General features: G+C 66.2%; 23 protein-coding genes. 16 read left to right on the forward strand and 7 right to left on the reverse strand.

The features are described from left to right. Window positions 1-2 precede the first annotated feature (2 nt). From PFLCHA0_RS06980 to PFLCHA0_RS07010, 7 genes are all read left to right on the forward strand, one after another. Entirely contained in the window at window positions 3-884 is an 882-nt protein-coding gene (locus PFLCHA0_RS06980) for a polysaccharide deacetylase family protein (RefSeq protein WP_011059704.1), read from the forward strand. 28 nt (window positions 885-912) lie between these two features. Then, window positions 913-2,253 (forward strand): MFS transporter, encoded by a 1,341-nt coding sequence (locus PFLCHA0_RS06985; protein WP_011059705.1) that lies wholly within the window; start codon window positions 913-915, stop codon window positions 2,251-2,253. A gap of 12 nt (window positions 2,254-2,265) precedes the next feature. After that, the gene (locus PFLCHA0_RS06990) at window positions 2,266-3,027 is read left to right on the forward strand and encodes an SDR family NAD(P)-dependent oxidoreductase (protein ID WP_015634456.1); all 762 of its coding nucleotides are present in this window, start codon (window positions 2,266-2,268) and stop codon (window positions 3,025-3,027) included. Between the two features lie 96 nt (window positions 3,028-3,123). Further along, a complete protein-coding gene (locus PFLCHA0_RS06995) occupies window positions 3,124-3,873 on the forward strand; it encodes an SDR family NAD(P)-dependent oxidoreductase (RefSeq protein WP_015634457.1) in 750 nt (249 codons plus the stop codon). Between the two features lie 13 nt (window positions 3,874-3,886). Next, window positions 3,887-4,186 (forward strand): hypothetical protein, encoded by a 300-nt coding sequence (locus PFLCHA0_RS07000; protein WP_011059708.1) that lies wholly within the window; start codon window positions 3,887-3,889, stop codon window positions 4,184-4,186. Beyond that, entirely contained in the window at window positions 4,183-5,190 is a 1,008-nt protein-coding gene (locus PFLCHA0_RS07005) for a CobW family GTP-binding protein (RefSeq protein ID WP_015634458.1), read from the forward strand. Before PFLCHA0_RS07000 ends, PFLCHA0_RS07005 begins: the two co-directional genes overlap by 4 nt. Continuing rightward, on the forward strand, window positions 5,190-6,398 hold the full coding sequence (locus PFLCHA0_RS07010) for an ABC transporter substrate-binding protein (RefSeq protein ID WP_011059710.1): 1,209 nt from the start codon (window positions 5,190-5,192) through the stop codon (window positions 6,396-6,398). Before PFLCHA0_RS07005 ends, PFLCHA0_RS07010 begins: the two co-directional genes overlap by 1 nt. Window positions 6,399-6,401: 3 nt before the next feature. Here PFLCHA0_RS07010 and PFLCHA0_RS07015 read toward each other — a convergent pair whose 3' ends face one another. The 7 genes from PFLCHA0_RS07015 to PFLCHA0_RS07045 form a co-directional block, all read right to left on the reverse strand. Further along, a complete protein-coding gene (locus PFLCHA0_RS07015) occupies window positions 6,402-7,022 on the reverse strand; it encodes a hypothetical protein (RefSeq protein WP_015634459.1) in 621 nt (206 codons plus the stop codon). Between the two features lie 9 nt (window positions 7,023-7,031). Continuing rightward, window positions 7,032-7,322: a hypothetical protein gene (locus PFLCHA0_RS07020; protein WP_225368733.1), complete on the reverse strand. Its 291-nt coding sequence runs from the start codon at window positions 7,320-7,322 to the stop codon at window positions 7,032-7,034. A gap of 210 nt (window positions 7,323-7,532) precedes the next feature. Beyond that, window positions 7,533-10,094: a TonB-dependent receptor gene (locus PFLCHA0_RS07025; RefSeq protein ID WP_015634461.1), complete on the reverse strand. Its 2,562-nt coding sequence runs from the start codon at window positions 10,092-10,094 to the stop codon at window positions 7,533-7,535. A gap of 123 nt (window positions 10,095-10,217) precedes the next feature. Further along, a complete protein-coding gene (locus PFLCHA0_RS07030; RefSeq protein ID WP_015634462.1) occupies window positions 10,218-11,180 on the reverse strand; it encodes a FecR family protein in 963 nt (320 codons plus the stop codon). Further along, a complete protein-coding gene (locus tag PFLCHA0_RS07035; protein ID WP_011059715.1) occupies window positions 11,177-11,725 on the reverse strand; it encodes an RNA polymerase sigma factor in 549 nt (182 codons plus the stop codon). Before PFLCHA0_RS07035 ends, PFLCHA0_RS07030 begins: the two co-directional genes overlap by 4 nt. Before the next feature lie 252 nt (window positions 11,726-11,977). After that, window positions 11,978-13,561, reverse strand: a complete 1,584-nt coding sequence (locus tag PFLCHA0_RS07040; RefSeq protein WP_015634463.1) for a rhodanese-related sulfurtransferase — start codon at window positions 13,559-13,561, stop codon at window positions 11,978-11,980. Continuing rightward, entirely contained in the window at window positions 13,558-14,187 is a 630-nt protein-coding gene (locus PFLCHA0_RS07045; protein ID WP_015634464.1) for a cysteine dioxygenase family protein, read from the reverse strand. The genes PFLCHA0_RS07040 and PFLCHA0_RS07045 overlap by 4 nt, the downstream gene beginning before the upstream one ends. 106 nt (window positions 14,188-14,293) lie before the next feature. Here PFLCHA0_RS07045 and PFLCHA0_RS07050 point away from each other — a divergent pair, with 106 nt between their 5' ends. The 9 genes from PFLCHA0_RS07050 (at window position 14,294) to PFLCHA0_RS07090 (ending at window position 24,463) form a co-directional block, all read left to right on the forward strand. Beyond that, window positions 14,294-15,193 carry a LysR family transcriptional regulator gene (locus PFLCHA0_RS07050; RefSeq protein ID WP_011059718.1) on the forward strand — a complete coding sequence of 300 codons (900 nt, stop codon included), beginning with the start codon at window positions 14,294-14,296 and terminating at the stop codon, window positions 15,191-15,193. Window positions 15,194-15,415: 222 nt separating this feature from the next. After that, window positions 15,416-16,237 (forward strand): ABC transporter permease, encoded by an 822-nt coding sequence (locus PFLCHA0_RS07055; protein ID WP_015634466.1) that lies wholly within the window; start codon window positions 15,416-15,418, stop codon window positions 16,235-16,237. 3 nt (window positions 16,238-16,240) lie between these two features. Next, window positions 16,241-17,020 (forward strand): ABC transporter ATP-binding protein, encoded by a 780-nt coding sequence (locus PFLCHA0_RS07060; protein ID WP_011059720.1) that lies wholly within the window; start codon window positions 16,241-16,243, stop codon window positions 17,018-17,020. Next, on the forward strand, window positions 17,017-18,222 hold the full coding sequence (locus tag PFLCHA0_RS07065) for an acyl-CoA dehydrogenase family protein (protein ID WP_015634467.1): 1,206 nt from the start codon (window positions 17,017-17,019) through the stop codon (window positions 18,220-18,222). The genes PFLCHA0_RS07060 and PFLCHA0_RS07065 overlap by 4 nt, the downstream gene beginning before the upstream one ends. Continuing rightward, window positions 18,219-19,157, forward strand: coding sequence for a D-isomer specific 2-hydroxyacid dehydrogenase family protein (locus tag PFLCHA0_RS07070; RefSeq protein WP_011059722.1), 939 nt, complete (start codon window positions 18,219-18,221; stop codon window positions 19,155-19,157). The genes PFLCHA0_RS07065 and PFLCHA0_RS07070 overlap by 4 nt, the downstream gene beginning before the upstream one ends. Window positions 19,158-19,318: 161 nt before the next feature. After that, window positions 19,319-20,128, forward strand: coding sequence for a class II aldolase/adducin family protein (locus PFLCHA0_RS07075; protein WP_015634468.1), 810 nt, complete (start codon window positions 19,319-19,321; stop codon window positions 20,126-20,128). Between the two features lie 12 nt (window positions 20,129-20,140). Further along, a complete protein-coding gene (locus PFLCHA0_RS07080; protein WP_011059724.1) occupies window positions 20,141-21,103 on the forward strand; it encodes an ABC transporter substrate-binding protein in 963 nt (320 codons plus the stop codon). Window positions 21,104-21,407: 304 nt separating this feature from the next. Next, window positions 21,408-22,619 (forward strand): dipeptidase, encoded by a 1,212-nt coding sequence (locus PFLCHA0_RS07085; RefSeq protein WP_015634469.1) that lies wholly within the window; start codon window positions 21,408-21,410, stop codon window positions 22,617-22,619. Between the two features lie 266 nt (window positions 22,620-22,885). Then, a complete protein-coding gene (locus PFLCHA0_RS07090; RefSeq protein WP_015634470.1) occupies window positions 22,886-24,463 on the forward strand; it encodes a flavin monoamine oxidase family protein in 1,578 nt (525 codons plus the stop codon). The last annotated feature ends 32 nt before the right edge of the window (window positions 24,464-24,495 follow it).

Raw genomic sequence — 24,495 nt, forward strand, 5'->3', positions numbered from 1 at the left:
TCATGGCTAAAGAAATTCTCTGTGCATTTGGTGTCGATGTGGACGCGGTGGCCGGCTGGCTCGGTTCCTACGGCGGCGAGGATTCGCCGGACGACATCTCCCGCGGCCTGTTCGCCGGCGAGGTCGGCGCGCCGCGCCTGCTCAAGCTGTTCGAGCGTTATGGCCTGCGCACCACCTGGTTCATTCCCGGCCACTCCATGGAGACCTTTCCCGAGCAGATGAAGGCGGTTGCCGAGGCCGGCCACGAGATCGGCGTGCACGGCTACAGCCACGAAAACCCCATCGCCATGACCCCGGAACAGGAAGAGATCGTCCTCGACAAATCCATCGAGCTGATCACCCGGGTCACCGGCAAGCGCCCCACCGGCTACGTTGCGCCCTGGTGGGAATTCAGCAAGGTGACCAATGAGCTGCTGCTGAAAAAGGGCATCAAGTACGACCACAGCCTGATGCACAACGACTTCCATCCCTATTACGTGCGGGTCGGCGACAGCTGGACCAAGATCGACTACAGCCAGCACCCCGACACCTGGATGAAACCTTTGGTGCGGGGCCAGGAAACCGACCTGGTGGAGATCCCGGCCAACTGGTACCTGGACGACCTGCCGCCGATGATGTTCATCAAGAAGGCGCCCAACAGCCACGGTTTCGTCAACCCGCGGCACCTGGAGGAAATGTGGCGCGACCAGTTCGACTGGGTCTACCGCGAGCATGAGCACGCGGTGTTCACCATGACCATCCACCCCGACGTCTCCGGCCGCCCGCAAGTGCTGTTGATGCTCGAACGCCTGATCGAACACATCCAGAGCCATGCCGGCGTGCGCTTCGTCACCTTCGACGAGATCGCCGACGACTTTATCCGCCGCCACCCGCGCAACCGCTGACCCCGGCCACTTCATCGAGGCGTGACTGATGTCTATCTATAACAAGCTCGACCTGACTGGCTGGAAACCCCAGCAGTTGACCCCGGCCCAAGTGCGCTTCGCCACCTGGATCGCCTTCTTCGCCTGGGTGTTTGCGGTGTACGACTTCATTCTGTTTGGCACCCTGCTGCCGGAGATCGGCCGGCACTTCGGCTGGGGCGAGGTCGAGCAGGCCGAGATCGCCACCTGGGTGGCGGTGGGCACCGCGGTGGTGGCCCTGGCCATCGGGCCGCTGGTGGACAAGCTGGGCCGGCGCATGGGCATCATTTTCACCGTCAGCGGCTCGGCCATCTGCTCGGCGCTGACCGCCATCGGCGGCGCCTGGGGCAAGTCGCCGCTGATCCTGATCCGCTCCCTGGGCGGCCTGGGCTATGCCGAGGAAACGGTGAACGCCACCTACCTCAGCGAGTTGTACGCGGCATCCGACGACCCGCAACTGGCCAAGCGCCGGGGCTTCATCTACAGCCTGGTGCAGGGTGGCTGGCCGGTGGGGGCGCTGATCGCCGCCGGGTTGACCGCGGTGCTGCTGCCGATCATCGGCTGGCAAGGCTGCTTCATCTTCGCTGCGATCCCGGCCATCGTCATTGCGGTGATGGCGCGCAAGCTCAAGGAGAGCCCGCAGTTCCAGATCCACCAGCGCATCAGCCAGCTGCGCAAAAGTGGTTCGGTGAGCGAGGCCCAGGCGGTGGCGCTGACCTATGGCGTGGACTATGACGAGCACAGCAAGGCCGGCCTGGCTGCGGCCTTTCGTGGCCCGGCGCGGCGCGCGACCCTGGTGATCGGCGCGGCGATCCTGCTCAACTGGGCGGCGATCCAGGTGTTCAGCGTGCTCGGCACGTCGGTGATCGTCAGCGTGCACCACATCTCCTTCGAGAACTCGCTGATCATCCTGGTGCTCTCCAACCTGGTGGGCTACTGCGGCTACCTGAGCCACGGCTGGATGGGCGACAAGATCGGCCGGCGCAATGTCATCGGCCTGGGCTGGATGCTCGGCGGCCTGTCGTTCGCCGGCATGCTCTACGGCCCGAGCAACATGCCGATGGTGGTGGGTCTCTACAGCCTGGGCCTGTTCTTCCTGATCGGCCCGTACTCGGCGGCGCTGTTCTTCATCAGCGAAAGCTTCCCTACCAGCATCCGCGCCACCGGCGGCGCGATCATCCACGCCATGGGGCCGATCGGCGCGGTGGTGGCGGGTTTCGGCGCCACCCAGGTGCTGTCCGCCGGTGGCGACTGGCAGACCTCGGCGCTGTATTTCGGCGCGCTGCCTTGTTTCCTCTCCGGTGCGCTGATGTTCGCCGCGCGCCATGTGCGTCCTGAATCCGTTCAATAAGGAAAGTTATCCATGACTCAAAAAGTCGCCGTGATCACCGGTGCCGCCAGCGGCATCGGCCAGGCCCTGGCCGTGGCCTATGCACGGGCCGGTGTGGCGGTGGTGGGCGGGTATTTCCCCGCCGACCCCCATGACCCGCAAGCCACCCGCGACCTCGTGGCCGAGGCGGGCGGGCACTGCCTGATGCTGCCCCTGGACGTGACCGACAGCGCCTCGGTGGACGCCTTGGCCGAGCAGGCCGTGGCGCACTTTGGCCGCCTCGATTACGCCGTGGCCAATGCCGGCCTGTTGCGCCGCGCACCCTTGCTAGACATGACCGACGCGGCCTGGAACGCCATGCTCGATGTGGACCTGACCGGGGTCATGCGCACCTTCCGCGCGGCGGTCAAACACATGGGTGAGGGCGGTGCCCTGGTGGCGATTTCGTCGATTGCCGGTGGCGTCTACGGCTGGCAGGACCACGCTCACTATGCAGCGGCCAAGGCCGGGGTGCCGGGGTTGTGCCGCTCGCTGGCGGTGGAACTGGCGGCCAGGGGCATTCGCTGCAACGCGGTGATCCCGGGGTTGATCGAGACCCCGCAGTCGCTGGACAGCCAGAACTCCCTGGGCCCGGAAGGCCTGGCCAAGGCGGCCCGCGCCATCCCCCTGGGCCGGGTCGGGCGGGCCGATGAAGTGGCGTCCCTGGTGCGCTTTCTCACCAGCGAGGAGTCCAGCTACCTCACCGGGCAAAGCATCGTCATCGATGGCGGCCTGACGGTGCGCTGGCCGGATTGAACCCCTTCGCCAGCCAGCCGGCTCGTGCAGGCGGCTCACCGCCTCCGTAGGAGCTGGCTGGCCAGCGAACCGCACACCCTTGAAGGAGAAAGTCCCATGCAACACCTGCACAACCGCCGCGCCGTGATCACCGGCGCCGGCAGCGGTATCGGCGCCGCTATCGCCCGGGCCTACGCGGTGGCGGGAGCACGCCTGCTGCTGGCTGACCGCGACCCCGCGCGCCTGGCCGAGAGCGCCCAAGCCTGCCGCGAGCTGGGCGCTGAAGTCGTCGAATGCGTGGCCGATGTCGGCAGTGTCGAAGGGGCCCAGGCCGGAGTCGATGCCTGTGTCGAGCATTTTGGCGGTATCGATATCCTGGTGAACAACGCCGGCATGCTGACCCAGGCGCGCTGCGTCGATCTGTCCATCGAGATGTGGAACGACATGCTGCGGGTCGATCTCACCAGCGTCTTCGTCGCCAGCCAGCGGGCCTTGCCCCATATGCTGGCGCAGCGTTGGGGGCGGATCATCAATGTCGCCTCGCAGCTGGGAATCAAGGGCGGCGCCGAGCTGACCCACTACGCCGCGGCCAAGGCCGGGGTCATCGGCTTCACCAAGTCCCTGGCCCTGGAAGTGGCCATGGACAATGTGCTGGTCAACGCCATCGCCCCGGGGCCGATCGAGACGCCGCTGGTGTCTGGCATCAGCAGCGCCTGGAAAACCGCCAAGGCCGCCGAGCTGCCCCTGGGGCGCTTCGGCCTGGCCGATGAAGTGGCGCCCACCGCAGTGCTGCTGGCCAGCGAGCCGGGGGGCAACCTGTTCGTCGGCCAGACCCTGGGCCCGAACTCCGGGGACGTCATGCCATGAAGGAGGGCTGAACATGTGCGGGTTATGCGGGCTGCTGGGCGAAGACGTGCACTGGAGCGATCCGCTGGGGGATGAACTGCCCCGGCGTCGCGAACGCTTGCGCAGAATCGCCGCGATCAACCGGGTACTGGTGCCGTTGCGGCTCAAGGTCGAAGACTTCCAGGGCTCGGCCTATCTGCTGCTGGGGGCTACCGGCCGCCAGGAACTGGCCAGCGGCCTGGAGCAGCTGTGGAGCCTGGCCGAATCCATGCTCGGCCGGCCCCTCGATCCTCTCGACCCTGTGATCCTCAAGCACCTGGAGCAACAGCCATGAGCATGCCCCTTAACGTCATCACCGGGTTTCTCGGCAGTGGCAAGACCACCTTGCTCAACCGCCTGTTGCAGGACCAGAGCCTGGGGGACACGGCGCTGCTGATCAACGAGTTCGGCGATATCGGCATCGATCATTTGCTGGTGCAGGAGGTGGCGCCGGACACGGTGCTGCTGCCCAGCGGCTGTGTCTGCTGTTCGGTTCGCGGCGAACTGAAAGAGGCGCTGCTGGCGCTCCTGGCGCGGCGTAGCCGGGGCGAGGTTCCGGCCTTTCGCCGGGTGCTGCTGGAAACCACCGGGCTGGCCGACCCGGCGCCGATCCTGGCCACGGTGAACAACGATCCGCAATTGCGCGGGCGGGTGCACATCGGCCTGCTGGTGACCCTGGTGGACGCCAGCCACGCGGCGTTGCAGGAGCGCCTGCACCCGGAGTGGCTGGCCCAGGTGGCGGCCGCGGATCGCTTGCTGCTGAGCAAGACCGATTGTGTCGACGAAGCAACCCAGGCGGCATTGCGCGAGCATTTGCAGCGGCTCAATCCCGGGGCGCCCCTGTTGCTGACCCAGGCGATCCAGAGTGGCGATCAGCTGTTGCTGGGGGAGGGGCTGCGCGGTGCGACGGCAGAGCGGGAAGTGGCGCGCTGGCAGTTGCAGGGGCCACTCAAAGCGGCTGCGCCACAGCATGGCGCGGCGCAAGTGTGCAGCCTGGAGTTCGAGCAAGCCCTGGATTGGGTGGGCTTCGGGGTCTGGTTGTCGATGCTGCTAAGATGCCACGGCGAACGAATTCTGCGGGTGAAAGGATTGCTCAACATCAACGCCAACCAGGCCCCCATCGTCATCCATGGCGTGCAGCATTGCCTGCACGCACCCGTGCATCTGCCCCGTTGGCCCAGTGCCGACCATCGCTCGCGGCTGGTGTTTATCCTGCGCGGGCTGGAGCCCGAACAACTACGTCGCTCCTTCGAGGTGTTCGCCCGCAGTTTCGCCCCGGCCGCCGGGGAGGGTGCCTGATGGCGGCGACGCAACCAGTCACCCTGCGGGTGCTGGGCACCTCGGTGACCCTGCTCGAATCCCTGCGGGTGCGTGCCGAGCAGGACCTGGGCATCCGCCTGGTGTATCAGGTACACGATGTGGAGCAGGCCCAGCGCATCGCGGTGATGCAGCCGGACAGCTACGACCTCTATGACCAGTGGTTTCACAACGTCGATTTTGTCTGGCCGGCCCAGGCGATCCAGCCCATCGATACCCGGCGCATTGCCCTGTGGCACGAGATCAACGATCTGCCCAAGCGTGGGCGCCTGTCGCCGGACGATCGCCTGGGCAGTGGCAGCGTGCCCAGCGAACGGCTCTATGTGCAGCACGACGGTAGCCTGGGCAGCACGGCCAGCGAGCGCATCAGCATGCTGCCGCTGACCCACAACGCCGACAGTTTCGCCTACCGCCCGGAGCGCCTGCCGGCGGGTTTTTCCAGCGCCAACGAAAGCTGGGGCTGGCTGCTGGAGCCGGCCTGGAGCGGGCGCATTGCCTTGCAGAGCGATGCGGCGATCGGTGCCCTGGACGCCGCCCTGGCGGTGCAGGGCTGTGGCCTGGAATCCTTCAAGGACATCGGCAACCTGAGCATCGAAGAGATCGACCGGCTGGCAGGGATCCTGGTGCGCAAGCAGCGTGAAGGGCACTTCGCGGCGTTCTGGTCGGACGATGAAGAGGCCGCGCAACTGATGCTCAGCCCGCGCATCGATATCCAGAGCCTGTGGTCGCCGACGCTGATGCGCCTGCACCGGGCGGGGGTCAAATACCGCCTGGCAGTGCCGAAGGAAGGCTACCGCGCCTGGTTCGGCGGGCTGTCGTTGTCGCGCCACGCCAAGGGCGCGGTGCTGGATGCAGCCTATGCCTACCTCAACTGGTGGCTGTCGGGCTGGCCCGGTGCGGTGATGGCACGCCAGGGCTACTACATCGGCAACCCGGCGCGTACCCGCGATCACCTGAGCAGCGCCGAGTGGGATTACTGGTACGCCGGCAAACCGGCCCGGGAAGAGTTGCCGGGCAGCGACGGCGAACCGCTGATCGATATCGGCGAGACCCGCGATGGCGGTTCCTACCAGCAGCGCATGGGGCATATCGCCGTGTGGAACTCGGTGATGGACGAGCACAACTACCTGGTGCGGCGCTGGGGGGATTTCCTGCGGGCGGGGCGGGTCGCGGGCCGGGGCAAAGGCTGAAGGTCAAAGCCCCAGGCGCGCCAGCTGGCGCAGGTCGGCGATCACCGCGGGGTTGCCGCCTTCGAGCACATCCAGGCGCATCTGCGCGATCAGCGCTTTCAGCAGCTCGGTCTGGGTCATCCGGGTGGTTTGCAGCAGGCGTGCAAGATCCTCGGCCACATAGTGGTTGACCTTCAGCGACAGGCGTTTCATGGCATGCACGGCAGGCAACTGGCGGGCCTCGGCCTGCTCGGCCAGGTACGCGACGAAGCCGCTTTGCACTTGCTCCAGGGAAGACGCGGCGGGGGCGCTGAAGTAGTAGCCGAGGAACAGTTTGCGCATCTGCACTCCGGCATCCGGGGCCACGCAGTGCATCGCCGCATCCAGTACATCGAGGTAGACCGCTGGCAGCCGCGCCTCGATGGAGGTCAATGACTGCTTGCGCGCTTCCTTGATCGCCGGTGTGGACTGGGGCGGGATGGCCACCACCGTGGCGCAGAGGTCGCAAACCCCCACCAGGATGTCCCGGGCCAGGCCATGGCCGTCGCTGAAAGGGACGTCGCGCCGCAGGTAGGTAATGCCGACGACCTGTTGGCAATGCTCGCAGAGCGCCTTGCCCCGGTCGCCTTGCAGAAAGAGTTTCATGGGTTGCCCTCATCGGTGAACGCTGATGAACCACGCATCTGGCTCGATAAAGTAGAACTTGATGTACCAGCCGGCCTTTTTCAGCACGTGGACCGCGATGCCCGGGACGCTGTGGTGGGCGCTGCAACTGTGGTCCTGGCCCTTGCAGGCATTGATGACCTCGATCAGTTGACTGGTCGAGATCTCGCCGGTGGCCAGCAGGTTCTTGACCTCGATCGAGCCGCGCGCGGCATGCAGATAGTGGCCGCTTTGTAAGGCATTGATCAGGTCCCGCCTGACCTTCCTGAAGCCTCTGTCCATGACGTCTTTTGGTTTGTACGACAAGTGTCGTACGGAATCAATGGGAAGTTGACTGAAAGTGCCCAAAGGCATTTCAGCGGTTTTCAGAGGGGAGTCGATCTTAGCCCGGCAGGTGCGGGCGGCAGGGCTTGGCTAACGGTTTGCAATACATCCGTGATGGCCAACGGCTGGCCTGTTGCGGTGCGTCCGATGCACCGCAGCCAGTTGCCGTCAGAAGAAGCGGGTCACGCTGATCTTGGCGTTGCGCCCCAGGCTGGATGCGTTATCGCCGCTCAGTGGTGGGCGATAGTCACGGTTGAACATGTTGTCCAGAGTGAAGTTGACTTCGGTGCCCTTGAGGTAAGGCTGCTGGGGTTTCCAGTTGGCGAACAGGCCGTGCACGTTGTAGCGGTCGTTCTTGTACTGGTCCCAGTAGGCGTCGCCCAGGGCGCTGGCCGGGCCGCCGGCATAGATGTCGCTGGGTACCCGGTCAGTCTGGCGCACCCACTGGCCCTGCCAGCCCACTTGCGCATCCCACTGTGGAATCTTCACCCCCAGGCTGGCCACCCACTTGCGTGGCGGAATGTCCCGGGCCCAGACGTTCGGCCCCCAGGGGTTGGTGTAGGCGCCTTCATGCTTACCGGTAATCCACGAGTAGGACAGCGAGCCGAACAGGTAGGTCGAGTCGTAGAAGCTTTCCACCTCGAAGCCCTTGATGGTCAGGTCGCCGATATTGCGGTAGACGCCTATGGTCGGCTGGTTGCACACCTGGCCGATGCTCTTGCCGCTGCTGAGTTGCTCGGGGCAGCCGATCCCGAGGTTCTTCATGATTTCGTCTTTGATGGTGTTGTGGAACAGCGTGGTACGCACCTGTACGCGGTCGGCCTGGGTGAACACGTCGGAGAAGCTGGTGATGTTACCGGCGCGCAACGCGGTGATGCGTTCCGGGTCGAGGTCTCGGCTGGTGGCGGAACGGGTGGAGGCAGCCGACTGGACCTCGTACTGCTCGTCGATCACCGGCGCGCGCCAGGTCTTGCTGTAGTCGGCGAACAGGGCGAATTGCGGGGTCACTGTCCAGAACGCCGACAGCCGAGGCGACCAGCCGGTGTAGGTCTTGTCGCCGTAATCGTGGCCCGCCACCGGGTCGGGGCTGTTGTAGAACGGTGCGTCGTTCTTCTCGCCGCGGTTGCGCACATGGTCGTAGCGCAGGGACGGGGTCAGGGTGAAATTCCCCAGGGTGATGGCGTCCTGGATGTAGAAGGCATTGTTGTCGACCTTGCCGTGGGGCATGAAGCCAGGCTGGTAGTGGCCGTAGTTGTACTTGGGCACTTCATAGGTCTTGCCCGGCATCCACATGTCCACTTCGCGAGTGTGCTTGCGGATCTGGATGCCATTGGTCAGCGCGTGTTCCAGCGGGCCGGTGCTGAAGCGGCTGGTGTTTTTCAGGGCCAGGATCTTGTCGTCATAGCCCACGGTGATCTTGCGGCCACCGGAGGCCGGCTGGAAGAAGGCGTTCGGCCCGCGTTCGTCGGTCTGGTCGGTGGTGGAATCGGAGTACTTGGCCTCGAAGTCGATCCATGGATTGTCCACGGGGGTGTACTGGTACTTGGCGATCCAGGTGGTGTCGATGGTATTGCGCTGGGCCAGGAAGCGGCGGGTGGCGCCGTCATAACCGTACTTGTTGATGTCGCTCTGGCTCGGTGGCGTCGGGTAGCTCTTGGCCGAGAAGGGCGCCCAGATGTCGCTGTTGGAGCGCATGTAGCTGAAGCCCAGGCGATGTTCGTCGGTCAGTTGCATGTTCAGCTTGAACAGCTCGCCTTCCATGTCCTGGGCGGTATTGGGCAGGCGCTTGGGGTTGATCGGGTAGGCGTTGCGGGGGTCGGGCTGGGCGCTGGCGATCTTCATGTCGTCGCCGTCGCGCTTGGTCCAGTAGGCCAGGGCATCGAAGCGGTGATCATCGGTACGGCCGTACACCGCGCCGGTGTAGGCCTGTTCATGGCTGTTGCTGCTGTAGCCGTACTTGACCATGGCGCCGGCGTTGCGACCTTCCTGCAGCAGGTCCGGGGCGTCCTTGGTCTCCATGTGCACGGTGCCGCCGAAACCACCGTTGCCGGTCTCGGGGGAGTGCGGGCCTTTTTCCACTTCGATGCGCTTGATCAGCTCCGGCTCGATGAACACCGAACCCTGCTGGTAGCGTTCGAAGCCGCTCTTGGTGGCGCCATCAACGCTCATCGGTACGTCTTCGGCATCCCCCAGGCCCCAGATGTTGATGGTCTGGCCGCCGGGTTTGAGCGAGCCGCCCAGGCTCACGCCGGGCAGGGTGTCGATCAGGCTGACCACGTTGGTGGCCTGGTGGCGATCGATTTCCGCCTGGTTCAGGGTCGAGCGGCCGACACTCGAGGAGTCCACTTCGGTGCCGTTGCCGATCACGCTCATGGCCCCCAGTTGCAGGGCCGAACCACTGCTCAGGTTGGTGTCGGCAGGGCGCACGATGTAGGTGTTGTCGACCTTCACCAGGTTGAACCGACCGTCCTGCAGCAAGGTGCGAATCGCCTCTTCCGGGCTGTAGTCACCCTGCAGGGCCGGCGCCTTGGCGTTGCGCAGCAGTTGCTCATCGAACAGCAGCTGGATCTTCGCCTGCTGGGCGATCTGGCTCAGGGACGCGGCCAGAGGCTGCGCCGGCAACTGGAAATGCAGCGGCCCGGCGTAGGCCTGCAGGCTGAATGCCAGGCAGGCGGCGAGCAGGGTAGGGCGGGTACGGACTAACGGAACAGGCAAGAGCGCGCGAAACATGACTTCCCCCAGAGCGGCTTAAAGGCCAAAAAAAGCGCTGCGTACAGATCGCAGACGGGAGGAAGACGCGGCAGTGAAAAAAAACCTCATATGCGAATGCAAAATATTCTCATATGAGTTGGATCAACGAGCCTCGAGCCTCAGCTGGCCGTCGGCCAGGGGTACGGCTTTTACCGGAATCAGCACGGGCAGTGCCTTGATCAGGGCGTCGGGGTCGTTGACATCGAGGTTGCCCGAGACCTTGTAGGCCCCCAGCGAACCCTCGGCCAGTTGCACCGGCTGGCGCCGATACAGGTTCAACTCATCCACCAGGCTGGCCAGGTCGCGGTTGCGAAAGGCCAGGTGCCCGCTGCGCCAGTCCGCGACCTCATCGCTGTCCAGGGTCTGCTGGCGCAGGGTGCCTTTGTGCAGGTCATAGGTGGCTTGCTGGCGGGCGCCGAGCAGGGTCAACTCCCCGGGCTTGCCGTCCGGGCTGAAGGCCACCTGGCCGTGGGCGACGCTGACCACCAGCTGGCGCTGGCCACGACGCACGTCGAAGGCGGTGCCCACCACCCGCACTTTGGCCGCGCCGCTGTGCACCCACAGCGGGCGCTCCTTGTCGGCGGCCACTTCCAGGTACAGCTGGCCCTGTTGCAGGTAGATATCACGCTGCTGGGCGCTGAAATCCACTTTCACCTGGGTGTTGGCGTTGACGTACAGGGTGCTGCCATCGGGCAGCTTGAAGGCGCGGGCGCCCTTTTCCTGGGCCGCCACCTGCTGGATGTAGGGTCCCTGGGGCGTGCCCAGGTTGACTGCCAGCACCGCACAGAGCACCGCCGCGGCCGCCGCCAGGGCCGGGCGCCAGGGGGCGGGCTTGCGCCGGGGCAGGGGAATGGGCCGGCTCAGTTGCTGCAATTGCGCAAGATCGACCCACAGTTCTTCGAACTCGGCATAGGCCCGGGCGTGGGCCGGCTCGCTGACCCAGGTATCGAAGGCCTTGCGCGTGGCGCGGTCCGGGTCGTTGCGGTTGCGGGCGAACCAGCTGGCGGCCTCGGCGTCGATCTGCTCGCTGTCGAGGTCGTTGTGGGTGCCGGAAAAGCGGGTCATTCAGGCTGCTCCTTGCCGTTTTCTCGTTGTAGGTGCTGCTTGCAGTGCAGCAGGGCAAAGGCGATGTGTTTTTCCACCATGCTCACGGAAATGCCCATGCGCTCGGCGATCTGCGTCTGGCTCAGCCCTTCGAAGCGGTGCAGCATAAGGGCTTCGCGGCGGCGCGGCGAGAGTTGGGCGAGGACTTCTTTCAACTGTTCCAGGCGTTGCAGGCGCTGGGCCGCGGGCAGGGGCTCATGCTGCTCGTCGGCCAGGGGTTCGTTGTCCAGGCTTTGCTCGTGGTGCCCGTCCTGATGAGCCCGGGAGCGTACCTGCTGGCGCCGCCAATGATCACGCAGCAGGTTGCGTGCCATCTGGAACAGGAAGGCCCGGGGCTGTTCGACCTGGGCCCGGTCACGGTAGTCGAGCCATTGGGTGAACACGTCCTGGGTCATGTCCGCCGCGTCGCTGGCGTTGTCCGTGCGTTTACGCAGGAAATGCAGGATGTCCGCATAGAACCCGCGAACAGAGTCCGCCGACGCAGAGTCGGGCTTGGAGCGAGACATGGATATCCTTCTTGACGACGCGGTGAGCACAAGGTCGCGAATGATATCGAGAATTATTGCTATTTGCCATCCAGGCCGATTGATGATCCACCAGCACCGCCTACGCGCCCGAAATACCCCTCCTCGCAGGAGCGGGCTTGCCCGCGAGGGTGCCCTTGCGAGCGATGCCAGGCCTGCGGCCTCTTCGCCGGCAAGCCGGCTCCTACAGTGCAGAGGCGGGGTCTGTAGGAGCTGGCTTGCCAGCGAAGCGGTTCAGATGACGAAGAAGCCGTGGGTGCCATCCCGGCCCAACTGCGCCACCAGGCCGAATTCCCAGTCCAGGTAGCCCTGCATGGCTTCTTTCGGGTTGTCGGTGCCTTCATAGGGGCGCCGGTAGCGGTCGATCCGGGGTGAAGCCAGTTGCTGGCGGCTTTCTTCCACGGGCAGGCCGGCTTCGATCCACGCCGCGGTGCCACCGCTGAGGAGGAACACCGGACGCTGGGTCAGGGCCTGCAGCTGCGGCACCACGAAGCGCGCCAGCAGGCTGCTGCCGCAGGTCAGGACATAGCGCTCCGCCTGTGGCAACTGGGCCAGGGCTTCCTGCAACTGGCTGGGCAATGCCCACCAGGCGCCGGGGATGTGGCGCTGCACGTAGTTGGCGCTGGCGGTGAAGTCCAGTACCAGGGTGCCGGGCTCCTGGAGCCAGGTGGCGAGGGTGCGGGGGCTGATTTCTTCGGCCGGCGAGGTGTCCGGCAGTGGCGCCTGCCAGGGGCCGCGCACGCTGAAGTCGCTGTCGCGCAGGCCGTCCAGCACCGCCACCTGCCAGCCCATCTGGGCCAGCCAGGAAGCGCTCATGTTGGCGCGCACGCCGTCGTCGTCCACCAGGACCAGGCGCGCACCGCGCACGCTGGCGAAGTGGTCGGTTTCCTGCACCAGTTGCCCACCGGGGGTGGAGCGGGCGCCGGGCAGGTGGCCGGCGGCGAATTCCTCCGGGGTGCGCACATCGAACAGGTAGCTGGTGCGCTTGGGGTCGGCCTGCCAGCGCCGCCACTGGGCCAGGTCGATGCGTGCCACGTCGGCGCGGTCGGCCACGGCCCGAGCGGCGTCCTGGGCTGGGGCCCGCTGGGCCTCGTTGATGGCCTTGAAGCGCCGGCTCTGACCGTGTTCGAGCTTCTGCCCGGCCAGGGTCCAGCCGATGGTGCCATTGCGCAGTGCCGCCACCGGGTTGGGGATGCCGGCATTCACCAGGGACTGGGTGCCGATGATGCTGCGGGTGCGCCCGGCGCAATTGACCACCACCCGGGTGCGGGGATCGGGGGCCAGCTCACGCACCCGCAGCACCAGTTCGGCCCCGGGCACGCTGGTGCTGCCGGGGATGCTCATGGTCTGGTATTCGTCGAAGCGCCGGGCATCGAGCACCACCAGGTCGGCCTGCTGGTCGAGCAGTGCCTGGAGCTCCTCGGCGGCCAGGGACGGAGTGTGGCGCTCGGCTTCCACCAGTTCGCCAAAGGCCTTGCTCGGCACGTTGACGTCCTTGAACAGCTCGCCGCCGGCGCTGCGCCAACCCTCCAGGCCGCCTGCCAGCAGGGCGACATCGCTGTAGCCCAGTTGCCGCAGGCGCGTGGCGGCGCGCTGGGCCAGCCCTTCGCCCTGGTCGTAGAGGGTGATCGGGGTGTCGCGGCGGGGGATGCGCGCATACACCTCCAGCTCCAGTTTCGACAGCGCGATGTTGGCCGCGAACAGCGGGTGGGCCTCGGCGAAGGGCGCTTCTTCACGCACATCGATCAGTGCCAGCTCCTGGCGGTCGAGCAGGGCCTGGCGGATCTGTGCCGGGCTGCGGGTCGGGAAATCGGTCATTGCAGGGGCTCCTTCGACAAGTCCCAGAGGTTAGGCAGCAAATGGTTGGAGTAGCCGGAGACAAAGGGTTTTTCCTGGCCGTCCAGGTCGTACACGGCGCGCTGCACGGCACCGATATTGGCGCCATACACATGGATGCTGACGGATACCCGATCGGTATGGGCATTGCTCACCTGATGGATGTCGCCAATGCGTGGCGACACCGCTTCCACCTGGCCCGGCACCAGGCGCAGCGGCGCGCCGGCAGGCTGCAGGCGGCCGTCGGCCAGGCGTTCGAACCCCTGGCTGTCCTCGGCGCCGCGCAGCATGCCGATCAGGCCCCAGACCCGGTGGTCGTGGATCGGTGTGCGCTGCCCAGGGCCCCAGACGAAACTGACGATGGAGAAGCGCTGGCGCGAGTCGGCATGCAGCAGGAACTGCTGGTAGCGCTGCGGATCCGGCTGGGCGAAGGCCGCGGGCAGCCAGTCGTCCTGGCTCACCAGCTGGTGCAGCAGCGCGGCGCCCTGGTCCAGCACCCGGGCTTCATCGGGATGGCTGTCCAGCAGCTCGGCCAGAGCGGCGATAAAGTCCCGCAGGCGGGCGAAGTTGGCTGATTCGATGGCGACTGTCGTGGCGTTGTGGGGCATGGGCTCCCTCCGTGGACACAAGGCAAATGACGCGAACTACACGGGCGAGCTAAAAGGTATTATTCTTATCGAACATTTTTCCAGTCATTTATTATGCGAAAAAAGAATGAAGATAGATGATCTGAATGCGTTCGTGGCGGTAATCCGCTGCCAGACCATCAGCCAGGCGGCCGATGCCCTGCAGTTGACCCAGCCAGCCATTACCCGCCGGGTGCAGAATTTCGAGGAAGCCCTGGGGGTGGAATTGCTGGACCGCAACACCAAGCCGCTCAAGCCCACCAGCATGGGCTTGCGGGTCTATGGCCAGTGCCTGGAAGTGCTGCGCAGCATCGACGCGCTGAATGAACTGGTGGCCAATGACGGCGCCCCCAGTGGTGCCCTGCGCATCGGCGTGCCGCAGACCATCGGCGATGTGGTGCTGCTCGATGCCCTGAGCCAGTTGAAGGCGCTGTATCCGCAGTTGCAGACCTCGGTGGCCACGGGCTGGGGCAGCCACCTGTTGAGCAAGGTCGAGAACGGTGAGCTGGATGTGGTGGCGGCGCTGTTTCCCGCTGGCAAGGTCTTCCCCGAAGGGGTGGTGGGCCGTTCCCTGGGCAGCATGAACCTGGTGGTGGTGGCGGCCAAGGGCGAGGTGCGCAAGCGCTCGTGCAAACTGGCCGACTGTTACCAGCGCGGCTGGGTGCTGAACCCGGACGGCTGCGGCTTTCGTGCCGGCCTGCAACGGGCGCTGAGCGCACAGGGGCTGTCGTTGCAGATCAACCTGGAAACCTTCGGCACCGAGCTGCAACTGGGGTTGATCGCCAATGGCCTGGGCTATGGCCTGGTGCCGCTGCCGCTGCTGGAAAACAGCAGCCATCGGGACAAGCTGGAGATCGTCCCGGTCAGCGACTTCAAGCCGGTGATCGACCTGTGGCTGGTCCACCCGCGGTTCCTCGGCAACCTGCAAGAGCCGGTGAGCATGTTCGGCGAGATGGTCGCCGCCCGCGTCGGCAAGGCTGCGCCGTAGGAGCTGGCTTGCCAGCGAAGGCGCCCTCAAGGCCGGCGCAAACCGCAGGGGGCTGTTCGCCGGAAAGCCGGCTCCTTCGGATTGTTTTTGATTATTGATTTGCATGTCTTGGCAATCATTGAATGCAATTTTTGTATATTAAGTTAGAACCAAAACGAATTTCACGGACGTTTTTTATGTAGTTAGCATGGGGCTCGAACGCGCTGAAATAAGGATGTTGCGATGCCTGCGCCAGCCCCCCTCACCTCGTCCCGTCGCTGGGCCGAGCGCCCCGGATACCAACTCCTGGGCAACCTGCTGCTGCGCCTGGTCAGCCCGTTGCTGCTTCTGCTGGTGTGGGAACTGGCCTCGCGCAGCGGGCTGTTGCCGGCGCGGATCATCGCCGCTCCCAGTACCATCGGCGGCACCCTGTGGCAGATGCTCGGCAGCGGCGAACTGGCCGGGCACCTGTGGGTGTCCCTCAAGCGCGCCCTCAGTGGCCTGGCCATCGGTGTCAGCCTGGGCACGCTCCTGGCCCTGGTGGCCGGGTTGTCCCGGCGCGGCGAGCTCGCCATCGATTCCCCCATGCAGATGCTGCGCACCCTGCCGTTCCTGGCCATAGTGCCGCTGTTCATTCTCTGGTTCGGCGTGGGCGAGACGCCGAAGATCGCGCTGATCGCCCTGGGCACTACCTTTCCTATCTACCTCACGCTGTTTTCCGGCATTCGCAGCCTCGATCCCAAGCTGGTGGAGGCCGCGACCCTGCTGGGCCTCAAACGCTGGGAACTGATCGTCCACGTGATCCTGCCCGGGGCTCTGCCGGCGTTCTTCGTCGGCCTGCGCTATGCCTTCGGCATCAGTTGGCTGGGGCTGGTGGTGGTGGAGCAGATCAACGCCAGCGCCGGTATCGGCTACCTGGTCAACGACGCGCGGGACTTCATGCGCACCGACGTGATCGTCATCTGCCTCCTGGTCTACAGCGTGCTCGGCCTGGGCATCGACGGGCTGGTGCGCGGCCTCGAACGTTGCGCCCTGGCCTGGCGCCCGACCTTTATCAGGAACTGACCCATGACTTTGTCATTGCCCCAGCAGGGCCGCCTGCGCGCTGCCGTCGAATGCCGCCGGATCACCCGGCGTTTTGCCGGGCAGGCGGTGCTCGATGGCCTGGATCTGGACATCGCTCCCGGGGAGTTCGTGGCCCTCCTGGGCAGCAGCGGTTCGGGCAAGACCACCTTGCTGCGAACCCTGGCCGGGCTGGAACCCATCGACCAGGGCCAGTTGCAGGTGCCTTCGGCCATGGCCGCAGTGTTCCAGGAGCCACGGTTGATGCCCTGGAAGCGCGTGTGGCGCAACGTTGCCCTGGGCGTGCGTGGGGCCGGGGCCCGGGAGCGGGCCGAGGCAGCGCTGGAGGAGGTCGGGCTGGCCCACCGGCTCAATGCCTGGCCAGGCACCTTGTCCGGCGGCGAGGCCCAGCGAGTGGCATTGGCCCGGGCCCTGGTACGCGAGCCGCACCTGTTGCTGCTGGATGAGCCCTTCGCCGCTCTGGACGCCCTGACCCGGATCCGCATGCACCAACTGATCATCCGCCTGTGGCGGGTGCACACCCCGGCGGTGCTGCTGGTGACCCACGATGTCGACGAGGCGCTGCTGCTGGCCGATCGGGTGCTGGTGCTGGCCAACGGGCAAATCGCCGAGCAATTGCCAATCCGCCTGCCGCGTCCGCGTCAGGCCTCCACCCCTGGGTTCCAGGCACTGCGCGCGCGGTTGCTGCAACTGCTGGGTGTGGAAACCGAGGCCGAGCCGGCCGTCGACATCTCCCTTCCCTTGAGCAGGACTGCCAGCCGATGAGCCTTTCCAGCGTGCAACCGTCTCCGTCCGTGTCCCGTCCCGTCCCTGATCCAGACTCCAGCGAGTTCGCCGACCTGCTGCAGCAACTGAGTGAAGAATTCGCCGCCACCGCAGCGCACTACGACCGTCACAGCGAATTTCCCCACGCCAACCTGCAACGCCTGCACCAGCATGGCCTGCTGGCCCTGACCGTGCCCCGGGCCCTGGGCGGCAGCGAGGCGACCCTGGCCCAGGCGCGACGAGTGATAGGCGCCGTGGCCCGGGGCGAGCCTTCCACCGCGCTGGTGCTGGTGATGCAGTACCTGCAGCACACGCGCCTGCAACAGAACACGGCCTGGCCGCTGCACCTGCGCCAGCGCGTGGCCCGGGAGGCGGTGCAAGAGGGTGCCCTGATCAACGCCCTGCGGGTCGAGCCGGACCTGGGTACGCCGGCCCGGGGCGGTTTGCCGGCGACCCTGGCACGACGGGTCGAGGGTGGCTGGCTGCTCAGCGGGCGCAAGATCTACTCCACCGGCATTCCCGGGCTGACCTGGCTGGCGGTCTGGGCCCGCAGTGACGAGGCCGAGCCGCAAGTGGGTACCTGGCTGGTCCACCGTGACAGCCCCGGGATCAGCGTCGAGGAAACCTGGGACCACCTGGGCATGCGCGCCACCGGCAGCCACGACGTGATCTTCGATGAGGTGTTCGTGCCCGAGGAACAGGCGGTGGATATCCAACCGGCCCACGTGCCCCGGCCCTCCGAGCTGGACAGCAAGGGCGTGCTCTGGCTGGCGGTGCTGCTCTCGGCCATCTACGACGGCGTGGCCCGGGCCGCGCGCGACTGGCTGCTGGGCTGGCTGGCCCAGCGTGCCCCGGCCAACCTTGGCGCACCGTTGTCGAGCCTGCCGCGCTTTCAGGAACTGATCGGGCGCATCGACGCCTTGCTGCTCAACAACCGGGTGCTGCTCGATGCCGCCGCCGAAGGGCGGATCGCCCCGGGGGAGGCGACCCAGATCAAATACCTGGTGACCAGCAACGCCATCAGCGCCGTGGAGCTGGGCATCGAAGCCATCGGCAACCCCGGGCTGGCCCGGGGCAACCCCATCGAGCGGCATTACCGCGATGTGCTGTGCAGCCGCATTCATACCCCGCAGAACGACGCGATTCTCGGTGCCGTGGGGCGCGCCGCCTTTGCCTTGCCCAGCCGCGGAGCCCAGGCGTGACGCGCATCGCCAGCCAGCTCGACGAGCACTTCAACCAGCAGTTGCGCCAGTGGCTGCCGGGGGTGGAAGTATTGAGCCTGCCTCGGGGCCTGCCGTGTGGCTTGCCCGCCGATATCGAAGTGCTGCTGGCCGCGCCCCACGCCGATTTTCGCAACGCGCCAGTGCCGCCGGCGGGCTGGCCGTTTGGCCTGCGCTTCGTGCAACTGGTGACTTCGGGCCTGGATTATTTTCCTCGCTGGCTGTTCCAGGACCTGCCGGTGGCCAGTGCCCGAGGCAGCACCGCCGAAAGCATTGCCGAGTTTGCCCTGGCGGCGATCTTCGCCGCCGCCAAGCAACTGCCCCAGGTGTGGATCGAGCGCGCCGAGCACTGGCAGCAACGGCCGCTGGCCTCGGTGGCCGGCAGCACCCTGGGGCTGTTCGGCTTTGGCAGCATCGCCCGGGAGCTGGCGCCCAAGGCCCAGGCCCTGGGCATGCAGGTACTGGCCCTGCGGCGTTCGGCGCAGCCGTTCGAGGTGCCCGGGGTGGAGGCGGTGGCCGACCTGCAGGAGCTGTTTGCCCGCGCCGATCACCTGCTGCTGGCGGTGCCGTTGACCGAGCAGACCCGGGGCATCATTGATGCCGATGTACTGGCAGCGGCCAAGCCAGGGTTGCACCTGATCAATATCGCTCGCGGTGCGCTGATCGATCAGCCGGCGCTGTTGCAGGCCCTGGACACCGGGCGCATCGCCCTGGCCAGCCTGGACGTGGCCGACCCCGAGCCGTTGCCCGAGGGGCATCCTTTCTATCGCCACCCGGGTATTCGCCTGTCGCCCCACACCTCGGCCAATTCGCCCCGGGTCTACCTGAATATCGCGCGCCTGCTGGGACGCAATCTCCAGCGCTGGGGCGATGGTTTACCCCTGGAAAACCCGGTGGAGATCCAGCGTGGCTACTAACGCGCGGTTCCAGCCCTGGCCGGCAGCGCTTCGTGTAGCCGCTGCCGCAGGCAGCGCACGGCCCGAAGGGGCGCCGGGGTTCTCAAGGCCGCTGAAGGTTCGGCGGGCGGTCGCCAAGCAAGGCCCAGCGGGCCTTTTCGACAATTTCAAGGAGAGCGGATATGACCGCACATTTTCGCCCCGCGGTGTATGACTTGCCCCGCGATGGCCATACGGTTTTTCGCTGGGAGCATCCGCCCCAGCAGGCCACCGTCGAGCTGGAGCGCCTGCAGCGCAAGCAGAGCCTGGCCGCGGCGTTCCGGGTGTTCGCCCGGCTGGGGTTCGACATGGGCGGCGCCGGGCATATCACGGTGCGTGACCCGGGGCGCCCGGACCATTTCTGGGTCAACCCGGTGGGGGTGTATTTCGGCCATGTACGGGTCCGCGACCTGTTGCTGGTCAACCCCGAAGGGGCGGTGATCGAAGGCGAGGGCGCGTTGAACCTGGCGGCGTTCGCCATCCATGCGGCGCTGCATGAAGCCCATCCCGAGGTGGTCGCCGCGGCCCATGCCCATTCGCTGTACGGCAAGGCCTGGTCGAGCCTGGGGCGCTTGCTCGATCCGCTGACCCAGGACGCCTGCGCTTTCTATGAAAGGCACGGGCTGTTCGACAACTTTTCCGGGGTGGTGCTGGAGGCCAGCGAGGGCGCGCGGATCGCCGCCGCACTGGCGGGGCGCAAGGCGCTGATCCTGCAGAACCACGGCCTGCTCACCGTGGGTGAAACCGTCGAGGCGGCGGTGTGGCGCTTCATCGCCATGGACAACGCCGCCCAGACTCAACTGCTGGCGGAAGCTGCCGGCACCCCGCGGCCCATTCCCCATGAGGTGGCGCGCCACACCGCACGCCAGGTCGGCACCGAGTTTGGCGGCTGGTTCAGTTTCCAGCCTTACCGCGAGCGGATTGTGCGCGAAGAACCAGACTTTCTCGATTAAGGACCATTGCCCATGCAGCGTCGTCATTTTCTCCAACTCTCGGCCCTGGCCGGTCTGGCCGCCGCCTTGCCGCGCCTGGGCCTGGGAGCCTCCGTGGACCTGTCCGGGGTCACCCTGAACGTCGCCACCTACAAGGGGGCGGCGCCGAGCTTCTTTGCCGAGGCGGGCATCGAGCCGCCGCCCTACAAGGTCAAGTACGCTGAGTTCACCGGCGGCAACCTGAGCTTCGAGGCCCTGGTCAGCGGCACCCTGGACATCTCGCCGATGAGCGAGATCCCGCCGATCTTCGGGATCAAGAACCACGCCCCGGTGAAGCTGATCGCGGTGCTCACCGGCGACGTCAACAACCAGGCCTTCATCGTGCCCAAGGGCTCTGCAGTGCAGTCGGTGGCCGAGCTCAAGGGCAAGCGCATCGGTTATATCCGCTCCACCAGTTCCCATTACTTTCTGCTCAAGGCGCTGAAGGAGCAGGGCCTGGGCTTTGCCGATATCGTGCCCATGGCGTTGACTGCGCAGGACGGTTTCGCCGCGTTCCAGAACGGTGCCCTGGATGCCTGGGTCAGCTTCGGCTACTTCATCCAGCTGGCGGAACTGCGGGCCGGGGCCCGGGTATTGAAGACCGGCCAGGGCTACCTGTCCGGCAACTACGTGATCGCCGCCAACCAGCAGAGCATCGCCGACCCGGCCAAGCACGCGGCGATCACCGACTACATCCTGCGCGAGTACCGCTCCTGGCAGTGGATTGCCAGCCACCCCGAGGAATGGGCGACCAGGAGCGCGCAGATTCTCGGCATGCCCCGGGAAGTGTTCCTTGCCCAGTACCGGGCCCAGAGCGGCCCGCGCCTGCTGCAACCGGTGGACGACGCAGCGGTGAAATCCCAGCAGGACGTGGCCGACCTGTTCTTCGAGGCCGGCGTGCTGCCCCAGCAACTGGATGTATCCGGCCTGTGGGACCGCAGCTTCCACTGGACCTGAGCCTGTAGCCGCCGGCTTGCCGGCGAAAGGGCGATGACGCTTTCGCTGGCCAGCCAGCTCCTACGGAACACCCGACACCCCATGTAGGAGCCGGCTTGCCGGCGAAGAGGCCCTCAAGCCTTGCACTGGCCAGGGTGACGCTTTCGCTGGCCAGCCAGCTCCTACGGAACACCCGACACCCCATGTAGGAGCCGGCTTGCCGGCGAAGAGGCCCTCAAGCCTTGCGCTGGCCAGGATGACGCTTTCGCTGGCCAGCCAGCTCTTGCGATCCGGGGGGAAATTCTTTCATTGGCCAGGAGGCCGCATGTTTACCCGAACCTTGCTGTGCCTGGCGCTGGCCAGCCCCTGGGCCTTGGCCGACAGCCCCGCCCAAGCCCTGCACCAGCGCCTGATCGTGCTCGACAGCCACCTCGATACCCCCATGCAACTGGCCCGCCCCGGTTGGGACATCACCCAGCGCCATCGCTACCAGGACGACCTGTCCCAGGTCGATCTGCCACGGATGAAAGAGGGCGGCCTGGACGGCGGTTTCTGGGCCATTTTCACCCCCCAGGGGCCGCTCACCGCCGAAGGCCGGGCCCTGGCCAGCGAACATGGGCTGGCGGTGCTGGCGCGGATCCGCGACCTGCTGGGCGCCCACCCCGATGATTTCGCCCTGGCCCTGACGGCTGGCGATGTACCGGCCATCGTCGCCCGTGGCCAGCGTGTGGTTTTCATCAGCATGGAAAACGCCCAGCCCCTGGCCGCCGATCCGGCACGCTTGCACACCTATTACCGCCAGGGCCTGCGCATGCTCGGCCTGGTGCACTCGGCCAACAACGATTTCGCCGACTCGGCCACCGCCCTGCCGCAGTGGCGCGGCCTGAGCCCGGCGGGCCGGGAGCTGGTGGCCGAGGCCAATCGCCTGGGGATACTGCTGGATGTCTCCCATGCCTCGGACCAGGTGTTCGACCAGGTCCTGGCGCTGTCGAGGGCGCCGATCATTGCCTCCCATTCCAGCAGCCGTGCAATCACCGCCCATCCACGCAACCTGGATGACCGGCGCCTGCGGCAACTGGCGGCCAGGGGCGGTGTGGTGCAGGTCAACAGCTTTCCCAGCGACCTGATCAACCTTGCGCCCAATCCCGAGCGGGACAAGGCCCTAGGGCCGTTGTACCGCGAGTTCCGCCTGGCGGCGAGCATGAGCCCGGAACAGGTGGCGGACCTGGCCGAACGCATTCGCCAGGTCGAAGCCCGCTACCCGCAGCCCAGGGCCAGCCTGGACGATTACCTGCGCCATCTGCTGCACATCCTGGAAGTGGTCGGCCCGGATCATGTGGGCATCGGCGCCGACTGGGACGGCGGTGGTGGGGTACAGGGGCTCGAAGATGTCGCGCAACTGCCACGGATTACCCAGCGCCTGTTGGCGGCGGGCTACAGCGAAGCGGACCTGGCGAAGATCTGGGGCGGCAACTTGTTGCGCGTTCTCGACGCCGCCCAGGCCGTAGGAGCCGGCTTGCCGGCGAAGGGGCGCTGATGCCGGCGCGAGCCGTGGGGCTTCTTCGCTGGCAAGCCGGTTCCTGGCGGGGCGAGTATGGCCAGGCACGGCCAGGCGCAGGGCTATGCGCGGAGCGCAGAATCTTTTGGCTTGAATATGAAACAAAGTAATATTTGCATATGCTTAAAATGTATTTCTCTTATTAAATAAGCGCCCCTAGGATGGCTTCACATAGACCCAAGTGACTGCATAAGTCGCCGATCTATAACCGAACGCACTATCCATCCGCAGCAGGGAGCGCTTGCATGCCACTGACCAGAAGACAATTGATCGCCCGTATTGCCGCTGTCGGCGGGGTCCAGGCGGCGAGTGCGGTCATGGGCCTGTTCGGCGCCAGCGCAACGGCCGAAGCGTTCGAGGAAAACTACGCGGCGCTGCCCACGGCGGCGCTGGGCAAGGGGGCCAGCGTGGTGGTGATCGGCGCCGGGATCGGTGGCCTGGTCAGCGCCTACGAGTTGAGCAAGGCCGGGTTCAAGGTGACCTTGCTGGAAGCCCGGGACCGGGTCGGCGGGCGCAACTGGACGGTGCGTGGTGGCGATCGGGTGGAGTACAGCGACGGCAGCACCCAGGTCGCGCAATTCGGGGAGGGGTTCTACCTCAATGCCGGGGCCGGCCGTCTGCCCAGCCACCATCAGTTGATGCTCGGCTACTGCCGCGAGCTGGGGGTGGAGCTGGAGGTGCTGGTCAATACCAGCCGCAACGCCCTGGTGCGTCCGGACCTTGACCAGCCGGCGTTGCAGATCCGCCAGGCGGTCAATGACAGCCGCGGGCATTTTTCCGAGCTGCTGGCCAAGGCCGTCAATCGCCATGCCCTGGATCAGGAGCTGACACCAGCCGATCGCAGCAACCTGCTGAGTTTCCTGAAAACCTGGGGTGATCTTTCCGACAAGCTGGAGTACCTGGGTTCGGCCCGCTCCGGCTACAAGGTCTGGCCCGGCGCCGGCGACCAGCTGGCGCAGAAGAATGATCCGCTGCCGTTGCAGACCCTGCTCAACCCGGCGCTGACCACGGCGTTGATGATCGACGAATACCCGGAGTTCTCGCCCACCATGTTCCAGCCGGTGGGGGGCATGGACCGCATTCCCCAGGCCTTTGCCCGGCGCCTGAAAGGCCAGTTGCGGCTGCACAGCGAGGTGCGCTCCATCAGCAACCAGGCCGACAGCGCCGAAGTGGTCTATCTGGACCGGCGCACCGGCCGCACCCACAACCTCAAGGCCGACTACGTGATCAGCAGCCTGCCCCTGCCGCTGCTGGCCAAGGTGCAGAACAACTTCAGCGCCCCGGTGCGCCAGGCCATCGGCGCGGTGCAGTTCGGCTACGCCAACAAGGTGGCCTGGCAGTCGCGGCGCTTCTGGGAAAGCCAGTACCAGATCTACGGCGGGCTGTCGTTCATCAACCAGGAAGCCTCCGGGCTGTGGTACCCCAGCGGCGGTTTCAACCAGGCCGAAGGGGTGCTGGTGGCGGCCTACAACAACGGCGAAACCGCCCGACGGTTCGGGGAGAAAACCCTGGCCCAGCAGATCGAGATTTCCCGTCAGGCGGTGGAGCTCCTGCACCCCGGGCACAGCCAGGAACTGCGCAATCCGCTGGTGATTGCCTGGAGCAAGATCCCCTACAACTTCGGCCCCTGGATCAGCCATGAAGTGGCCGAGCCGGACTACGGCCTGCTCAACCAGCCCCAGGGCCGGGTCTACCTCACCAGCGACGGCCTGGCCCACAGCGGCGTGGGCATCTGGCAGGAAGCCGCCGCCGGCGCGGCGCGGCGGGTGGTGCGGCAACTTTTCCAACGGGCGCAAGGCTCGTCGCTACAGCAAACGGCCTGAAAAAGCCGAGCACTCACACAACAGCGGTAACC

Source organism: Pseudomonas protegens CHA0 (assembly GCF_000397205.1).
Lineage (GTDB): Bacteria > Pseudomonadota > Gammaproteobacteria > Pseudomonadales > Pseudomonadaceae > Aquipseudomonas > Aquipseudomonas protegens.